The sequence below is a fragment of the Nocardioides mesophilus genome (genome assembly GCF_014395785.1).
GTDB classification, from domain to species: Bacteria; Actinomycetota; Actinomycetes; order Propionibacteriales; family Nocardioidaceae; genus Nocardioides_B; species Nocardioides_B mesophilus.
The window spans coordinates 1,078,193-1,095,279 of the sequence record NZ_CP060713.1; the positions used below are offsets into that span (position 1 = coordinate 1,078,193).

At 74.3% G+C, this 17,087-nt stretch carries 14 protein-coding genes; 7 read left to right on the top strand and 7 right to left on the bottom strand.

The window, feature by feature from the left end:
• Positions 1–68 precede the first annotated feature (68 nt).
• The 3 genes from H9L09_RS21900 (at position 69) to H9L09_RS05125 (ending at position 4,277) form a co-directional block, all read left to right on the top strand.
• A complete protein-coding gene (locus H9L09_RS21900; protein ID WP_187579633.1) occupies positions 69–611 on the top strand; it encodes a CGNR zinc finger domain-containing protein in 543 nt (180 codons plus the stop codon).
• Positions 608–2,272 carry a DNA repair helicase XPB gene (locus H9L09_RS05120; RefSeq protein ID WP_187579634.1) on the top strand — a complete coding sequence of 555 codons (1,665 nt, stop codon included), beginning with the start codon at positions 608–610 and terminating at the stop codon, positions 2,270–2,272. Before H9L09_RS21900 ends, H9L09_RS05120 begins: the two co-directional genes overlap by 4 nt.
• Positions 2,273–3,005: 733 nt before the next feature.
• Positions 3,006–4,277, top strand: a complete 1,272-nt coding sequence (locus H9L09_RS05125) for a mechanosensitive ion channel family protein (protein ID WP_187579635.1) — start codon at positions 3,006–3,008, stop codon at positions 4,275–4,277.
• Positions 4,278–4,341: 64 nt separating this feature from the next.
• On the opposite strand, the gene H9L09_RS05130 is transcribed toward H9L09_RS05125, so the two are convergent.
• The 3 genes from H9L09_RS05130 to H9L09_RS05140 form a co-directional block, all read right to left on the bottom strand.
• On the bottom strand, positions 4,342–4,506 hold the full coding sequence (locus H9L09_RS05130) for a helix-turn-helix domain-containing protein (RefSeq protein WP_246456448.1): 165 nt from the start codon (positions 4,504–4,506) through the stop codon (positions 4,342–4,344).
• A 64-nt stretch (positions 4,507–4,570) separates the two neighbouring features.
• Positions 4,571–5,218 (bottom strand): DUF2975 domain-containing protein, encoded by a 648-nt coding sequence (locus H9L09_RS05135; protein WP_187579637.1) that lies wholly within the window; start codon positions 5,216–5,218, stop codon positions 4,571–4,573.
• A gap of 53 nt (positions 5,219–5,271) precedes the next feature.
• The gene (locus H9L09_RS05140) at positions 5,272–6,432 is read right to left on the bottom strand and encodes an aminotransferase class V-fold PLP-dependent enzyme (protein WP_187579638.1); all 1,161 of its coding nucleotides are present in this window, start codon (positions 6,430–6,432) and stop codon (positions 5,272–5,274) included.
• A 93-nt stretch (positions 6,433–6,525) separates the two neighbouring features.
• Here H9L09_RS05140 and H9L09_RS05145 point away from each other — a divergent pair, with 93 nt between their 5' ends.
• Entirely contained in the window at positions 6,526–8,721 is a 2,196-nt protein-coding gene (locus H9L09_RS05145) for a HelD family protein (RefSeq protein WP_246456286.1), read from the top strand.
• A gap of 3 nt (positions 8,722–8,724) precedes the next feature.
• On the opposite strand, the gene H9L09_RS05150 is transcribed toward H9L09_RS05145, so the two are convergent.
• Both H9L09_RS05150 and H9L09_RS05155 read right to left on the bottom strand, forming a co-directional pair.
• Entirely contained in the window at positions 8,725–9,120 is a 396-nt protein-coding gene (locus H9L09_RS05150; RefSeq protein ID WP_187579639.1) for a VOC family protein, read from the bottom strand.
• Positions 9,121–9,190: 70 nt separating this feature from the next.
• The gene (locus tag H9L09_RS05155) at positions 9,191–10,084 is read right to left on the bottom strand and encodes an acetoacetate decarboxylase family protein (RefSeq protein ID WP_187579640.1); all 894 of its coding nucleotides are present in this window, start codon (positions 10,082–10,084) and stop codon (positions 9,191–9,193) included.
• Positions 10,085–10,188: 104 nt separating this feature from the next.
• On the opposite strand from H9L09_RS05155, the gene H9L09_RS05160 reads away from it, so the two are divergent.
• Positions 10,189–11,214, top strand: a complete 1,026-nt coding sequence (locus H9L09_RS05160; protein ID WP_187579641.1) for an NADPH:quinone reductase — start codon at positions 10,189–10,191, stop codon at positions 11,212–11,214.
• Positions 11,215–11,226: 12 nt separating this feature from the next.
• Here H9L09_RS05160 and H9L09_RS05165 read toward each other — a convergent pair whose 3' ends face one another.
• A complete protein-coding gene (locus H9L09_RS05165; protein ID WP_187579642.1) occupies positions 11,227–12,930 on the bottom strand; it encodes a metallophosphoesterase family protein in 1,704 nt (567 codons plus the stop codon).
• Positions 12,931–13,045: 115 nt separating this feature from the next.
• Between H9L09_RS05165 and H9L09_RS05170 the strand changes: the two genes are divergently transcribed.
• Entirely contained in the window at positions 13,046–14,311 is a 1,266-nt protein-coding gene (locus tag H9L09_RS05170) for a GNAT family N-acetyltransferase (RefSeq protein ID WP_187579643.1), read from the top strand.
• Between the two features lie 47 nt (positions 14,312–14,358).
• Positions 14,359–14,970: an HD domain-containing protein gene (locus tag H9L09_RS05175; protein ID WP_187579644.1), complete on the top strand. Its 612-nt coding sequence runs from the start codon at positions 14,359–14,361 to the stop codon at positions 14,968–14,970.
• A 7-nt stretch (positions 14,971–14,977) separates the two neighbouring features.
• Here the strand turns inward: H9L09_RS05175 and H9L09_RS05180 are convergent, their stop codons facing one another.
• Positions 14,978–17,080, bottom strand: a complete 2,103-nt coding sequence (locus H9L09_RS05180) for a GGDEF domain-containing protein (protein ID WP_187579645.1) — start codon at positions 17,078–17,080, stop codon at positions 14,978–14,980.
• Between the last annotated feature and the right edge of the window lie 7 nt (positions 17,081–17,087).

Consider the following 17,087-nt stretch of genomic DNA (forward strand, 5'->3'; position numbering starts at 1 on the left):
GGACTTGACCCGCGTGGCCCTGGGTCTTACCCGACGGCCGGATTTGCGCTTGCTTGTAACCTGCATCCATGGACTTTGTTCGTTACGCCGAGCGTTCGGCCGGCCTGGTCAACGCCGACCTCGAGGACGTCGACGCCGTCGTCGAGATCCTCGGCCACCAGCGGGCCTGGCTGCACGGGCAGGTCGTCGACCGGGACGCCACCGCGCTGCGGCGCTTCCAGCGCGAGCTGCGACCGGTCTTCGAGGCCTCCAACACCGGCGACGAGCACCGGGTCGTCGAGCTCCTCAACGAGCTGCTGGCCAAGCACCCGGTCACGCCGTACATCGCCGGGCACGGCGCGCGCGACGGGGAGGAAGCCGACTGGCACATGCACGTGGCCGACCGGCAGTCCTCGGTCGCCGAGCTGCTGGTCGCGGAGTCGCTGATGGGTCTGTCCACCCTGGTCTGCGACCTCGGCGCCACCCGCCTCGGGGTCTGCGACGCGACCCCGTGCGACCACGTCTTCGTCGACACCTCCCCCAACCAGTCCCGCCGCTACTGCTCCGACCGGTGCTCCTCGCGGGCCAACGTCGCGGCGTACCGGGCGCGGCAGAAGGCAGCAGCCCAGTGAGCGCCCTCGACGGCCCGCTGATCGTCCAGTCCGACAAGACCCTCCTCCTCGAGATCGACCACGAGCGAGCGCAGGACTGCCGCAAGGCGATCGCCCCGTTCGCCGAGCTCGAGCGCTCCCCCGAGCACGTGCACACCTACCGGCTCACCCCGTTGGGCCTGTGGAACGCGCGCGCGGCCGGCCACGACGCGGAGCAGGTGGTCGACACGCTGCTGGCCTTCAGCCGGTACGCCGTGCCGCACGCCCTGCTCGTGGACATCGCCGAGACGATGGCGCGCTACGGGCGGCTGCGGCTCGAGAAGCACCCCACCCACGGGCTGGTGCTCACCAGCACCGACCGGCCGGTGCTCGAGGAGGTGCTGCGGGCCAAGAAGGTCGCCCCGATGATCGGCACCCGGCTCGACGAGGCCACGGTGCTCGTGCATCCCTCCGAGCGCGGCAACCTCAAGCAGGCGCTGCTCAAGCTCGGCTGGCCGGCGGAGGACTACGCCGGCTACGTCGACGGCGAGGCGCACGCGATCGACCTCGCCGAGGACGGCTGGACGCTGCGCTCCTACCAGCGCGAGGCCGTCGAGTCGTTCTGGCACGGTGGCTCCGGGGTCGTCGTGCTCCCCTGCGGCGCTGGCAAGACGATCGTCGGCGCGGCCGCCATGGCCCAGGCGCAGGCGACCACGCTGATCCTGGTGACCAACACCGTCTCCGCGCGGCAGTGGAAGGAGGAGCTGATCCGGCGCACCTCGCTGACCGAGGACGAGATCGGCGAGTACTCCGGGACCCGCAAGGAGATCCGCCCGGTCACGATCGCGACGTACCAGGTGATGACGACCCGCCGGAAGGGCGTCTACGCCCACCTCGAGCTGTTCGACGCCAAGGACTGGGGGCTCGTGGTCTACGACGAGGTGCACCTGCTGCCGGCGCCGATCTTCCGGATGACCGCGGACCTGCAGGCCCGTCGGCGGATCGGCCTGACCGCGACCCTGATCCGCGAGGACGGCCGGGAGGGCGACGTGTTCAGCCTGATCGGCCCGAAGCGGTACGACGCGCCCTGGAAGGACATCGAGGCGCAGGGCTACATCGCCCCGGCCGACTGCGTCGAGGTGCGGGTCACCCTGCCCGAGGGCGAGCGGTTCGTCTACGCCACCGCCGAGCCAGACGAGCGGTACCGGCTCGCCGCGTGCACCGGCGTCAAGACCAAGCTGGTCGAGGAGCTCGTCGAGAAGCACCGCGGCGAGCCGACCCTGGTGATCGGGCAGTACATCGACCAGCTCGACGAGATGGGCGAACGGCTCGACGCGCCGGTGATCAAGGGCGAGACCCCGGTCAAGGAGCGGGAGCGGCTCTTCAACGCCTTCCGGCACGGCGAGATCGACCTGCTGGTGGTCTCGAAGGTCGCGAACTTCTCCGTCGACCTGCCGTCCGCGGCGGTCGCGATCCAGGTGTCGGGCTCCTTCGGCTCACGCCAGGAGGAGGCCCAGCGTCTCGGCCGGCTGCTGCGACCCAAGCAGGCCCAGCCCGACGGCTCGCGCACCACCGCGCGGTTCTACACGATCGTCGCGCGCGACACCGTCGACGCCGACTTCGCCCAGCACCGGCAGCGCTTCCTCGCCGAGCAGGGGTACGCGTACCGGATCCTCGACGCGGACGACGTCGCCTCGGCCTGAGGCTCGTGGCTGGCGCTGCGTCTGCATGCCGAGATGACGTGGAGTGGGCGTGGGCGAGCGGGCGGGGCGAGCTTCGAGCGTGTGGGCGGGCGGGCGCCCGGGGCAGCAACCAGCGGTCACCCTGCGCGCTCGTTGCTGAAAACCGGCCCCAAAACCGCAACCAGCGGTCACCGTGCGCCCTCGATGCAGACCAACGACACCGCCGGCGCCAGCGGCGGAGCCGCCAGGCGCCGCGCGGCGACAAAGCAACTAGCGGTCACCATGCGCGCTCGTTGCTGAAAACCGGCGCCAAAGCCGCAACCAGCGTTCACCGTGCGCCCTCGATGCAGACCAACGACGCCGGCGGCGCCAGCGGCGGAGCCGCCAGGCGACAAGCGCCGACAAAGCGACCAGCGGTCACCATGCGCGCTCGTTGCTGAAAACCGGCGCCAAAACCGCAACCAGCGTTCACCGTGCGCCCTCGTTGCAGACCACCGACACCGCCGGCGCCGGCGCCGCCAGGCGCCGCGCGTCGACAACGCAACCAGCGGTCACCATGTGCGCTCGTTGCTGACCAACGACACCGCCGGCGCCGCGTCGACAAAGCAACCAGCGGTCACCGTGCGCGCTCGTTGCTGAAAACCGGCCCCAAGACCGCAACCAGCGGTCACCATGCGCGCTCGATGCTGACCGACGCCCGCGCCGCCGTGGGGGCGGTCGCGGGCCCGGTCGGCGCCTTCGCCACCATGGGCGGATGGTCGTCTACACCTGGAGCACCTTCTTCCGCACGCTCGGCCTGGCCCTGGCCGGCGCGCTCGTCGCCGTGGCGCTGGTCCACGTGGTGGTGCTGCTGCTCGCGCGCCGGTGGGCCTGGGCGCAGCGGCTGCTCCGGGCGGCGCGGCTGCCGTTCCGGTCGTTCCTGCTCGCGGTCGCACTGGGCAGCGTGGCGTTCAGCGTGCGGCCCGAGCAGATCACGGCGGCACCGTGGGAGTGGGTCCAGCTCGGTTGCCGGCTGCTGATGATCGGCTCCGGGGCCTGGCTGCTGGCCGCGGTGCTGCTCTTCGTCGAGGACCTCGGCCTGGCCCGCTACCGCACCGACCTGCGCGACAACCGCACCGCGCGCCGGGTGAAGACCCAGGTCTCGATCATCCGGCGGCTCACGATCGCGGCGGTGGTCGTGGTGGCGATCGGCGCCGCGCTGCTCAGCTTCCCCGGGGTCGAGGCGCTCGGCGCCAGCGTCCTCGCCTCCGCCGGGGTGATCAGCGTCGTGGCCGCGGTCGCGGCGCAGTCCACGTTGAGCAACCTGTTCGCCGGGCTGCAGGTGGCGTTCAGCGACGCGATCCGGCTCGACGACGTGGTGATCGTCGAGGACGAGTGGGGATGGATCGAGGAGATCACGCTCAGCTACGTCGTGGTCCGGCTCTGGGACGACCGGCGGATGGTGCTGCCGACGACGTACTTCACCTCCACCCCGTTCCAGAACTGGACGCGTCACAACTCCGAGCTGCTCGGCGCCGTCGAGGTCGACGTGGACTGGCGCGTCGACGTCCCCGCGATGCGCCGGGAGCTGGACCGGATCCTGGCCGGCACCGAGCTGTGGGACCAGCGGGCCAAGGTGCTGCAGGTGACCGACGCGGTCGGCGGCATCATCCGGGTGCGCGCGCTGATGACCGCGGTCGACGCGGGCACGCTTTTCGACCTGCGCTGCCTGGTGCGCGAGGAGCTGGTGACCTGGCTGCAGACCCGGGACATGGACGGCCTGCCCCGCCAGCGCATGGAGCTGGTCGAGCACGACCCCTCCGGCCCGCGCGCCCCGCGCGTGCAGGAACGCGAGAGCGAGCGGCCCGGGGTGTTCTCGGGCGACGCGGCCGGCGACGCCCGGGCCGCCCGGTTCCGCAGGGCCGAGCAGGAGAGGCGCGCCGACCAGCGCGCCACCGACCCCGGGGTCGACGAGGAGACCGAGGCGGCGGCCGAGGCAGCCGCCGGCGGCCGGGCCGCCGACGAGCTGGCGGACGACCCGGTCTGACTCCCGGGCGCAGGCTCGGCGGACGCGACCAGCCCGGCGGACGCGTCCAGCCCGCCGGGCCCGATCAGCCGCCCGGGCGCACCGAGAGCAGGTCGCCGGGCTGGCACCCCAGGACCTGGCAGATCCGGGTCAGCGTGCTGAACCGGACCGCCCGGGCGCGGCCGTTCTTGAGCACCGAGAGGTTGACCACGGTCACCCCGACCCGGTCGGCGAGCTCGACGAGCGTCATCCCGCGGGTCTCGAGCAGGTCGTCGAGGTGCACCTCGACCGCGTGGTCGTCGGAGCCGGTCACCTCAGACCGTCCCGTCGACGTCGTCCTGGAGGTCGTGGGCGAAGGCCAGCACCCGGGCCACGCTGAGGATCCCCACGCCGGCGATCAGCGCCGTCCACGGCAGGTCCCCCGCGAGCAGGTTGTCGTGCCAGGTCATCCCGCGTACGGCGGACGCCAGCACCAGCTGGGTCGACAACGCGCCCAGCAGCGCCGACACCGGGGCCCCCACGACCAGGAACAGGCCCAGCACCCGGACCGCGCCGGCCACGGCGGAGGAGAACAGCCCGTCGCGGCGGGCGCGACGGATCACCCGCCGGGTCAGGAACAGCGAGCCGAGGAACAGCACCAGCTCCGCGGCACCGCCCAGCGCACCGCCGAGCCGCGTGCCGAGGCCTGGCGCGGTGTCGCAGACGTGCAGGGTGGCGGTGGACCAGCGCGCGTCCTCGCGCAGCCCGAGCACCTCCTCCCCCGGCGCATCGTTGCCCCCGAAGGCGACCACGCCCGGACGGGTCGTCGCACACACCTCCGGCTCGCCGAAACCGAGCAGGCTGCCCGAGCCGAAGACGGAGAGCGGCACCAGGATCAGCAGCAGTGCGACCACGAAGGCACCGAGCGTCCACGTCAACCGGTCGATCTGGGCGAGGGCGCGGTCGGCCCTGAGGTCGGTCATGGGCGGACCATATCGCTTTTCGATAGCATCGACCCTCGATATGGCAGATCGGCTCAGTCGCCCAGCACGGACGGCAGCACCTCGGCCAGGTGCTCGTAGTCGGCGACCTCGTTGTACGGCGCCGCCGATAGCCGGATCCAGCCACGACCGTCGTAGGCGACGACCTGCGCCTCGACGCCGCGGCCGCTGAGCGCCTCGTAGAGCAGTGCCGCCGACTCGGTGGTGTCCGCGACCCCGTCCGGCAGCGGGACCAGCCGCAGGAACGGCCCCTGCTCCAGCGGCCCGGCGGCCTCGACCGACGGCAGCACCGAGCGCACGGCCGCGGCGCCCGCGTCGAGCAGGTCGCGGGCGGCCACCGCCCGGTCCAGGCCGCCGGTCTCGCGCCAGAAGTCGACCGCCGCCGCCAGCGCGAACCAGGCGCTGTAGTCGTCGGTGCCGTGGGTGTCGAACGGCAGCGGGTACGGCGCGCCGTGGTTCCAGCTCGTGGTCAGCGGCAGCACCGCGTCCCGCTCGGCCTCGGCGACCCAGAGCGCGCTGCTGCCCCGCGGCGCGAACCCCCACTTGTGCCACGTTCCGGCCCAGAAGTCGGCGCCGGTCCCGGCCGGCGGCGCGCCCAGCTGGCCGGGCACGTGCGCGGCGTCGACGAACGTCAGCGCCCCCACCTCGTGGGCCGCCGCGCAGACCTCGGCCACCGGCCGCACCGCGCCGGTCGGCGAGCTGATGTGGTCGATCACCACCAGCCGGACCCGATCGCCGCGGCGCTGCACCTCGGCGAACCGCTCGCGGAACGCCGCGAGCGTCGCGGTCGGGGTCGCGGCGACCGGAGAGGGCACGACGACGTACGACGCACCGGTCCGTTCGCACCAGTGCTCGACCGAGCGGCGTACCGACTCGTAGCCCTGCTGGTCGACCACGACCACGTCGTCCGCTCCCAGCCGGCGCTGCCAGGCCAGCCCGGACAGCACCGTCGCGATCGCCTGGGTGACGTTGCTCAGCAGCGCCACCTCGTCGGCGCCGACGTCGAGGAAGTCCGCGGCGACCGAGCGGGCGCGGGCCTTGTGGGCGCCGATCTCGACGCGGTGGAACCGCATCGGGTTCGCCTCGGCGCGGTCACGCCAGCGCCGCTGCTCCTCGGCGACCACGCGCGGGACCGCGCCGAACGAGCCGTGGTTGAGGTGGGTCACGGCGGGGTCGAGGTCGAAGGCGTCACGCATCGCGTCAGTGTGCCAGCCGAAAACCGGGTGCCCGCCCCGCCGGGCGCTGGTAGCGTCACCGGGCTTCCACCACGACTCCTGCGAGGTCCTCGCGTGCCTGCTCCCACGCCCCCGACCACCGACCCCGACCCCCTGTCCGCCCCGACCGCCTCCGGCCCTTCCACCGCCTCCGACTCCCGCTCCGGCTCCCAGGAGGCCACCCCCGACCTCGACGCCGAGCGGCGGCACCTGGCCGACTCCCGCACCGCGCTGGCCCGGATGCGCGACCGGACCGCGGCGCTCGACTCCGCCGCCGCCGGCGACTGGGTCAGCCAGCAGTTCCTCGAGTCGGCGATCCTGCGCCGGATGAAGGCGCTCGCCGACGACCCGACCGTGCCGCTGTTCTTCGGCCGGCTCGACTACGACGAGGCGCACGAGGACGCCCGCGGCGAGCGGTTCTACATCGGCCGCCGCCACGTCAGCGACGAGGTCGGCGACCCGCTCGTCGTCGACTGGCGCGCCCGGATCAGCCTGCCGTTCTACCGCGCCTCGCCGCGGCAGCCGATGGGCGTCCGGCTGCGCCGCCGGTTCGGCTTCCAGCACGGCGAGATGACCGCCTTCGAGGACGAGGACCTGCTGCGAGCCCCGGGCGAGCGACCCGGCGAGGCGGGCGATGAGTTCAGCGTGATCCTCGAGGCCGAGATCGAACGGCCCCGCGTCGGCCCGATGCGCGACATCGTCGCCACCATCCAGCCCGAGCAGGACGTCATCGTCCGGGCCGCGCTCGAGGAGTCGGTCTGCGTGCAGGGCGCCCCGGGCACCGGGAAGACCGCCGTCGGGCTGCACCGCGCGGCGTTCCTGCTCTACTCCCACCGCGAGCAGCTCTCCCGCCAGGGCGTGCTGGTGGTCGGTCCGAACGCGTCCTTCCTGCGCTACATCGGCGACGTGCTGCCGGCGCTCGGCGAGATCGACGCGCAGCAGACCACGATCGAGGGGCTGGTCGGCGCCACCCTGCGACGGCTGAACGCGAAGTACGTCGTCCGCGGGGCCGACGCCGCCGACGTGGCCACCCTCAAGGGCGACGAGCGGATGGCGCAGGTGATCGCCCGGGCGCTGTGGTCGCAGGTGCAGGTGCCGGCCGAGGGCCTGGTGCTGCCGCGCGGCGCCCGGCGCTGGCGGGTGGCCACCTACGAGGTCGAGGAGATCGTCGCGGAGCTGCGCAGCCGCGGGGTCCGCTACGGCGCCGCCCGGGCGATGCTGCCGCAGCGGCTCGCGCACCGGATCCTCACCAAGATGGAGGACGCCGGCGACTCCCCCGACGACCGGGTGCAGGACGCCGTCGCCCGCACCCGCGAGGTCAAGAGGTACGCCGACGCGGTGTGGCCGGCCGTCGACCCGGCCCGGCTGGTGCTCGGGCTGCTCGCGGACCCCGGCGTGTTGGCGCGCGCCGCGGACGGGCTGCTGAGCGCCGAGGAGCAGGCCACGCTGCGCTGGGCGAAGCCGCCGAAGGCCCCGACCTCGGCGCGGTGGTCGCTCGCCGACGCGGTGCTCATCGACGAGGCGCAGGACCTCGTCGAGCGCACCCCGTCGCTGGGCCACGTGGTCGCCGACGAGGCGCAGGACCTCTCGCCGATGATGCTGCGCGCCGTGGGCCGCCGGTGCAGCACCGGGTCCACCACGGTGCTCGGCGACCTGGCCCAGGCGACCACCCCGTGGGCGACCCGGTCGTGGACTGACGCGCTGCGCCACCTCGGCAAGCCGGATGCCCACGTCGAGCAGCTCACCCAGGGGTTCCGGGTGCCCGGCGAGGTGATCGAGTACGCCGCCCGGCTGCTGCCCACCATCGCGCCGGGCCTGCAGCCGCCGACCTCGGTGCGCCGGGCCCGCGGCGAGCTGTCGGTCACCCGGGTGCCCGGGCTGGTGGCGGCCACCGCCGCGGCCGCGCGGACCGCCGCGGACCAGGTCGGCTCGGTCGGCCTGATCACCCCCGACGCCCGGGTGGCCGAGGTGGTGGCCGCGCTCCGGGAGGCCGGGATCGCGCACGCGGTCCTGGGCGAGGAGCCGGCCGGCCCGGTCGACGTCGAGGCGGGCGGCGTGGAGTTCGACGTCCCCTTCGACGTCGTACCGGCCTCGCTGGCCAAGGGGCTCGAGTTCGACCACGTGCTGCTGCTCGAGCCCGCCGGGATCGTGGCCGGGGAGCCGGACCGGGTCACCGGGCTGCGCCGGCTCTACGTGTGCCTCACCCGGGCCGTCACCTCGCTGGTGGTGCTGCACACCGAGCCGTTGCCCGAGGAGCTCGGGACGCCCTGAGCGCTACGCCGCGTCCGGGTCGGGCTGGTGGATCCCGAAGGTGTTGCCCTCGGTGTCGAGGTAGTAGCCCTGCCAGGCCATCCCGGTCAGCGCCATCTTCGGCAGCGCGACCTGGCCGCCGGCGGCCAGGATCCGGTGCTCGGTGGCGTCGTAGTCGCCGATCCCGATCGTGCACACGAACGCGTTGGTGCCCTGGCCGGCCGCCGGCGCCGGCGCCGGCCGCTGCTGCAGGCCGCCGTTGATCCCGGGCTCGTCCTCCGGCCCGGTCACGATCCCCCAGTACGTCGAGCCGGTGACCTCGCCGTAGTCCTGGAAGGACCAGTCGAACACGGCGGCGTAGAACGTCTTCGCGCGCTCCACGTCGTCGGCCTGGATCTCGAAGTGCACCACCCGGGACATGTCTGCTCCTGACGTCGACTGGGCGTCCAGTCTGGCCCGGCGCGGTGCGGTCGCGCCAGCACCGGCCGGGTCACTGCTGCAGCACCGGTACGGCGGCGTACTGGTCCAGCGGCGGGGTGCCGGGGTAGCTCACGGTGAACCGCCCGAGGGGCGCGTCGACGCCGCGGTAGCCGGCGTACGGGCGGGCGGTACCGATCGGCCGGCCCGCCGGCAGGATCGAGCGGTGGCTGAGGTAGCTGAACACGGCGACCGGCTTCGGTGAGAGGTCCAGGGCCCGGAGCCGGTCGGCCACCTGGTGGCGTCCGAGCTCGAGCTCGCCACCGCCGGAGCCGAACCGCGCCTGCACGTGCCCGAGCACCGGCACGGTCGTCTCGAGCAGCTGCCCGTCCAGGACGCTGTAGGCCACCATCGACCGGCGGTCGGGCAGCACCGGGCCGGCCGGGCGCTCTGTCAGCCGCAGGACCGGCACCCCGCCCTCGGACAGCTCGACGCGACGGAAGGTCGGGTCCTCGGTGAAGTCCATGTCGGCGACGAACTTCGGGAAGCCCCACAGCTCGCGGCCCCCGTCGCGCGCCTGGGCGGTGGTGACCGGCAGGTGCAGCACGAACCCGGGCTGCTCGCGGCGCAGCAACGGCAGCGCCCGCGCGGACTCCCCGACGCTGACCACCGCCGCCACCGAGATCTCCCCATAGGGCACCAGGCTGCCGGTGGAGCCGTCGCCGCCGGTCCAGGTGACCGCGTGGTAGCGGAACGCCGTGACCGCGACCATCGCGCGGCCGTCGACCCAGCGGACCGGGCAGATCGCCTCGGCGGGCAGCTCGGCGGTGACCGCCTCGAGGGAGGCGGTGTGCACCGAGATGAACACGTCGTTGTCGTGGTAGAAGAACGGCAGGCTGACCCGCGACTCCCCGACCGAGACGTGCCGGCGCGGTTCCCGCCAGTGGTAGAACTCCCTGCGCGACATGCTCCTGCCTCCCCTGCGGCTCGCCTCATCGTCGCCTCCAGTGTCGCGCCGGCCGGGAGCCTCGCCAGGGGCCAATGCCCCTTCCAGGGGATACCGTCGGTGCCATGCGCGCGATCGAGTACTCCGTCTCGGGTGACCCCGATGTCCTGACCCTCGTCGAGATCCCGGTGCCCGAGCCCGGGCCCGGAGAGGTGCGGGTCAGCATCCACCGGGCCGGGGTCAACCCGACCGACTGGAAGAGCCGCCGGGGCGCCCGTCCGGGCGACCCCGTCGACCCGGCGCAGGTGCCGGGCCAGGACGGCGCCGGAGTGGTCGACGCGGTCGGCCACGGCGTCGAGCCGGCGCTGCTCGGCGCCCGGGTGTGGATCTGGGAGGCGGCGTACGGGCGTCCCCGTGGCGGCACCGCCCAGGAGTACGCCGTCCTGCCGGCCCGGCACGTGCTGCCGCTGCCGGAGGCGGCCTCGTTCGACCTCGGCGCCGCGCTCGGGATCCCGTCCCTCACCGCGCACCGCTGCCTCACGGTCACCGAGGACGGACCGTCGCACCTCGGCCCGGGGGCGCTGGAGGGCCGCACCGTGCTGGTGGCCGGCGGCGCCGGCGCCGTGGGCAACGCCGCGATCCAGCTGGCCCACTGGTCCGGCGCCACGGTCTTCACCACGGTGAGCAGCCCGGAGAAGGGCCACCTCGCCGCACACGCCGGCGCCGACCACGTCCTCGACTACAAGCGGCAGGACGTGGCCGCCGAGATCCGCGCCATCGCCCCGGCCGGGGTGGACACGATCGTCGAGGTCTCAGCGGCCCAGAACGCGGAGCTCGACGCGGCGGTGCTCGCCCGGCACGGCTCCGTGGCCGTCTACGCCGACAACGGCGGCGCGACGGTCACGCTGCCGGTGCGGCCCTCGATGATGCCCAACGTCCGCTGGCAGTTCGTGCTCGTCTACACCGCTCCGGAGTCGTGGCGCGGCCGGGCCCTGCACGACGTCGAGGCAGCGGTGGCGGCCGGCGCCGTCCGGGTCGGGGACGCGGCCGGGCTGCCGCTGCACCACTACCCCCTGGAGGAGACCGCCGCGGCGCACGCGGCCGTCGAGAGCGGCGTGGTGGGCAAGGTCATCGTCGACGTGCGCCCGTAGTCCGGGCCCGGCTCACGGGGACGCCGACGCCGCCGGCAGGCCGTCGCCGACGTCCACCCGCGGCAGCACGCGGACCGCACCGTCGGGGTCGAACTCGTAGAGCTGGTAGCCGGTGACCAGACCGGATTCCTGGTCGAGGAAGACGACCGGGAACGACGCCTGCTGCCGGGGCCTCGACCACGGCGTGGAGAAGCGGCCGAGGGTCGGGGTGTCGATGGCGCCGCCGGAGGTGTTGAGCTCCATCACCAGCGTCCAGGTGCCGTCGGAGTTCCAGACCACCCGCGGCTCGATCGGTCGGTGCCAGTGGCCGTAGAACACCGCCGAGGCGGGCAGGTCCCGGACGCCGTCCTCGGAGCGGAGCGTCGGGCTTCCCCGGCCCTCGAGGAAGTCCGTCATGTCGTCGGTGCCGATGAACGCCTGGGCGGCGTAGGCCTCGTGCACCAGCAGCAGGTCCGGCCGGTCCTCCGCCGCGACCTCGAAGAGCCGGGTGCCGACGTCGGCCTCGGTCTCCTCGCCGCGCAGCCGGGTCGCCCCGAACAGCTCCGACCGCTCCGGGTCCCCGTCGCCGAGCAGCCGCACGCCGGCCGCCTCCAGCGTCGACCCGGTCAGCAGCGTCATGCCCGCGTCCTCCATCTGGGTCACGCTGGCGCGGGACTCGTGGTTGCCGGTCACGGCCACGACCGGGGCGTCCCCGGCGATGCCGGCCTCGTCCTGCACGCAGCCCCGCTCGGCCGCGGTGCCGTTGGTGGTGAGGTCGCCGGTGATCGCCATGAGCGCCGGTACGTCCTCGCCGTACCGGTCGCGCAGCAGCGTCACCACGCGTCCCTGGAGGTCGATCATCGAGACGTTGCAGTGCATGTCCGACTGCATCAGCACGGCGGTCTCGCCGTCCCGGGGGCCGCTCATCCGCGGCGCCTGCTCGGCGAGGGCCTGGGCCGCCTCCTGGCGGTAGGCCTGGGCACGGTCCTCCTGCCGCTGCAGGAGCCGCTGCACCTTGGGCACCGCGTCGCCGAGCAGCAACCGCAGCAGCGGGCTGTTCGTGGTGCTGCCCTCGGCGACGGTCCCGTCGAGCGCGGGCAGGGCGAGCAGGTCCTCGGCGGCGACGGCCGTGGCCGCCGGCCGCACCAGGACCAGGCCACCGGCGGTGCTCAGCACCAGCGCCCCGACCACGGCCGCGGCGGTCCGCCGACGCGACCGGGCGCCCCCGTTCGCAGGCACGCGCAGCAGCGCGTAGAGCGCCAGCCCTCCGAGCCCCGCGAGCACCCCCTCGGCGAGGAGCAGCCGGTGCAGCAGGTCGCGAGACAGCAGGTCGACGTACCCCTCCACCGCCGGCCCGGGGTCGTGGAAGAGCCCGGTGTAGAGCTGCAGGATGTCCGGGCTGACGTAGGCGGCGAGGTCGTCGCCGCCGCTCTGCGGGACGGCGGGCCCTTCGACGGTGGCGACCACCCCCACCGGTCCCCGCGACCGGGGCAGGTAGAGCGTGCCGAGCAGCCCGAGGCGCAGCTCGCTGCGGCCGGCGGTCGTGAGCGTGAACGTGGTGGGCGTGACCCCGATCGGCTCCTCGACATGGGCGGTGCTGACCGCCCAGCCGAGCGCCAGCGGCGCCGCGACCACGGCGGCGAGCGCGACCGCCAGCAGCAGCCGGCCCGCCTGTGCCCGGACGGCTGCGGAGCGGCGCGGCGCGGCGGTGGGCGAGGCTGGGTCGGCGCCGGTCACTGGGCGAGGGTACAGGCGCCCTCCCCCGTCATCGTCGGATGTGGCAGGGCCCGGCCGGGACCGCAGCACCGGTAAACCGGTTGAGCAGGTCGGCGCGGGCGGGTTGGCTGGGGGCATGAGCGAGCACCGGATCCGCGTCGGCCCCGCCACGGACACGCAGCGCTACCTGGCGACCGAGCACACCGTCTGGTTCGGGGAGGTCCCGGCGTCCTCCGCGGAGGAACAGCTGCTCGGCCTTCCCACGGACCAGCGGTTCGCCGCGGACCTCGACGGCTCGGACCCGGCGACCTACGCCGGCATCTACGGCGTCTTCCCGCTGACTCTGTCGGTTCCCGGGCCGCACGGCAGGCCTCGGCAGGTGCCCTGCGCGGGACTGACCTGGGTGGGGGTGCACCCGGACCACCGGCGCCAGGGCGTGCTGACCGCGATGCTGCGCCACCACTTCGAGCAGGTGCACGAGGAGGCGGACAGCCACGTCTCGGCCCTCCACGCGAGCGAGCCGGCCATCTACGGACGCCACGGCTACGGCCTGGCCTCCCACGAGCTCTCGGTGAGCCTGGGCCGGGGCTCCACGCTGGTCGCGCCGCACCTCGAGGAGGCCGCGGGCATGCTCACCACCCGGCTGGCCACGGTGTCCGATCCCGACGTGCCGAAGCGGATGCGGGAGATCCACCTCGGCTCCGCGGAGCTCGGGGCGGTGGTCGGTGCCGAGGGCTACTACGACCGGGTCTGCCAGATGCTGCCCGAGCAGCTGCGGGACAAGGAGCCGTGGCGGGTGCTCTTCGCGCGCCGGGACGGGTCCGACGTGGGCTTCGCGATGTTCCGCCGCACGCACAAGTGGGAGCGGGCCAGGCCGTCGGGCGAGCTCGCGGTGTGGGCGCTGGTCGGCGACCCGGCCGCCCGGCTCGCGCTGCTGCGCCGGCTCGTCGACTTCGACCTGATCGGGACCGTCAAGGTCAACGGCGTGGGAGCGGAGGACCCGCTGCTGCTGTGGGTCGGCGGCCCTCGGGCGGCCTCGGACGTGGCGACGTACGACAGCCTCTGGGTGCGGCTGGTCGACCTTCCCGCGGCGCTGCAGGACCGGACCTGGAGCGCCCCGTGCGACGTCGTGGTCGAGGTCGAGGACACCTCGGCCCCGTGGAACGCCGGCAGCTGGCGGATCCGGGCCGACCGGACCGGAGCGGCGGTGGTCGAGCCGACGACGGCGGAGGCCGACGTACGCCTGCCGGTGGCGGCGCTGGGAGGGGCCTACCTCGGCGGCGGCAACCTCGTCGCGCTGCAGCGGGCCGGGCTGGTGGCCGAGCGCCGCGCCGGTGCGGTCGCCGAGCTGTGGCACGCGATGCGCTCCGACGTCGCACCGACCGCCGCCGTGGAGTTCTGAGGGTCGGCGGGGCGTCCGGGACGACCGTCACCGGCTAGCGTCGGGTCATGGACCTCGCCGCGCACTGGCCGTTGACCGGGCAGGAGGCGCTGCGCGGCCGGCTGGAGACCGCGTACGCCGACCCGGCGCGCGGCTACCACGACCGGACCCACCTGGCCGAGGTGCTCACCCGCCTCGACGAGCTCGCCGGGGACCAGCCGGAGCCGGACCGCCGGCTGCTGCGGCTGGCCGCGTGGTTCCACGACGCGGTCTACGACGCCGGCGGCGACCTCGAGGAGCGCTCGGCCCGGCTGGCCGAGGCGGAGCTCGCCGCGGCCGGCCTGCCGCCGGCCGAGGTCGCCGAGGTGGCCCGGCTGGTCCGGCTCACCGCCGGGCACCGGCCGGCCGACGACGACCGGCTCGGCGGCCTGCTCTGCGACGCCGACCTGGCGATCCTGGCCGCCGGCCCGCAGCGGTACGCCGACTACGTCGCCGGCGTCCGGCGCGAGCACGCCGACGTGCCGGAGGCGGCGTTCCGGGCCGGCCGGGCGGCGGTGCTGCGCGACCTGGCCGCGAAGCCGACGCTGTTCCACACCGCCCGGGCCCGGGAGCTCTGGGAGCAGCCGGCGCGGGCCAACCTCGAACGCGAGCTGACCCTGCTCGAGGGCCGGCGCAGGTGAGGACCGGTCAGCGCGACCGGGCCAGCAGGGCCGCCACCGAGGCCGGTCCGACCCAGCCCGGGCCGGGCCGCCCGGTCAGGTAGCCCTGGACGTAGGTGGTGCCCGCGGCGCGCACGGCCGCCAGCTCCCCCGGCGTCTCGACACCCTCGACGCAGACCTGCACCCCGTGCGACCGGGCGAAGTCGACCAGCATCCGCACCACCTCCGCCTGTCCGGGCGCCGCGTCGCAGCCGGCCACCAGGCTGCGGTCGATCTTGGCGATGTCGGGGCGCAGGCTGACGATCCGCGCCAGGTCGGTGGCCCGGACGCCGAGGTCGTCCAGGCCGATCCGTGCGCCGCGGCTGCGGAACCGGTCCAGGTAGCCGCCGACCGTGACGTCGTCGAGGCCGTCGCGATCCTCGTGCAGCTCCACGACCAGCCCGGTCATGTCCTCGGGCATCGCCTCCCAGAACCGCGGCGAGCGCATCGCCCGCTCGGAGACGTTCACGAACAGCTCGACTCCGGAGGGCCGGTCGACCAGGTCCAGCGCGCGCTGCAGCGCGGTCGCCTCCAGCAGGTCGCCGTAGCCCTGCTCGTGCGCCTGGGCGAACACGCTGGGCACGTCGGTGGTGTGCGGGAACCGGCTGAGCGCCTCGTAGGCGACCACGCAGAGGTCCTCGGCGCTGACGATCGGCTGCACCACCGGGCGCAGCGCCAGCAGCGGCGCCGGCATCACGCCGTCGTGCTCCTCCGCGGCGACCACCTGGTCGCGCCCGGAGCGCTTGGCGAGGTAGAGCGAGGCGTCGGCCTGCGCGATCGCCACGGCAGGGTCGGAGCCGTGCGACCACTCCGCGACGCCGGCGGAGAACGTCTGGCGCCCCGGGGTCACCTCACGCAGCCGGTCGAGCACCAGCACCGCGTCGACGAGCCCGGTGCGCGGCAGGATCACCGCGAACTCCTCGCCGCCGTACCGCGCCAGCACCTCGTCGCCGGTCAGCGCCGCCGACCACACCTGCGCCGCCTCGCGCAGCAGCTGGTCGCCGGCCGGATGCCCGTAGGTGTCGTTGTAGCGCTTGAAGTGGTCCAGGTCGAGCAGCGCGATGCACAGGTGCTCGGCGTGGTCGCGGGCCAGCGCGCAGGCACGGGAGAGCTCGTGGTTCCAGGCGCGCCGGTTCGGCAGCCCGGTCAGCTCGTCGGAGCGGGCCAGCGCGGCCAGCTGCACCGACTGCTCGCTGACCCGGTCCATCAGCCCGACCACCCGGGTGGTCACCAGCCCGGAGACGAGCAGGCCGAGCACCGCGATCACCACGCCGTACGGCGTCCCGCCCAGCGCCCAGCAGATCGCGAGGGTCAGCGCCGGCAGCGCCTGGCCGATGCCCATCAGCCACAGCCGCCGCTTCGAGGAGATCCAACTGCCCTTCCAGACGCTGCCGTCGCTCAGCGAGCGCAGCGACGGGTGCGCGATCCCGGCCGCGAAGAGCACGAACGCGGCCAGCCAGAGCATCCGGACCGGCGCCAGCGCCGAGCTCGGCCCCTGGGTCGTGGTGATCCCGGACCAGAAGTCGCCGAGCAGCGAGACGAACAGGGCGCCGCTGAAGAACAGGAACGACGGCGCCTGGCGGCCGCCGGCGAGCAGCAGCCGGGTGATCGCGGTCATCACCGCGAGGTCGGCGACGGCGTAGCCCACGGTGGTGGTCTTGCTGGCCCAGGAGAAGCTGTCGGCCGCGAGCACCGGGAGGATCAGGAAGACCAGCAGCGGCACGCTGGCCCCGACCGCGAAGATCGCCGCCTCGGTGCGGCCCGGCATCGGCCGGCCGCGGCTGCGGTGCCGCTCGAACTGCACGACGCCGACGCCGAGCAGCGCGTAGCCGAAGAGCGCGAGCACGTTCGACGCGCGCGGGAAGTAGTCGATGTGCAGCAGGTGCAGCTCGGCCGCGGCCACCGCGTCGCTGAGGCCGAGGATCGTGACGGCGGCGACCAGCGTGCCCCAGCCCTGCGCGACCAGTCCCGGCTGGGCGAGCAGGTGCCGCCAGGCGATGACCAGGCAGGTCGCTGTGACCACCGTCTGGACGACGTCGCGAGCGGGCGCCGAGGGCAGCAGCGGGAACACGACCGCCGTCACGGCGGCCATGCCCCAG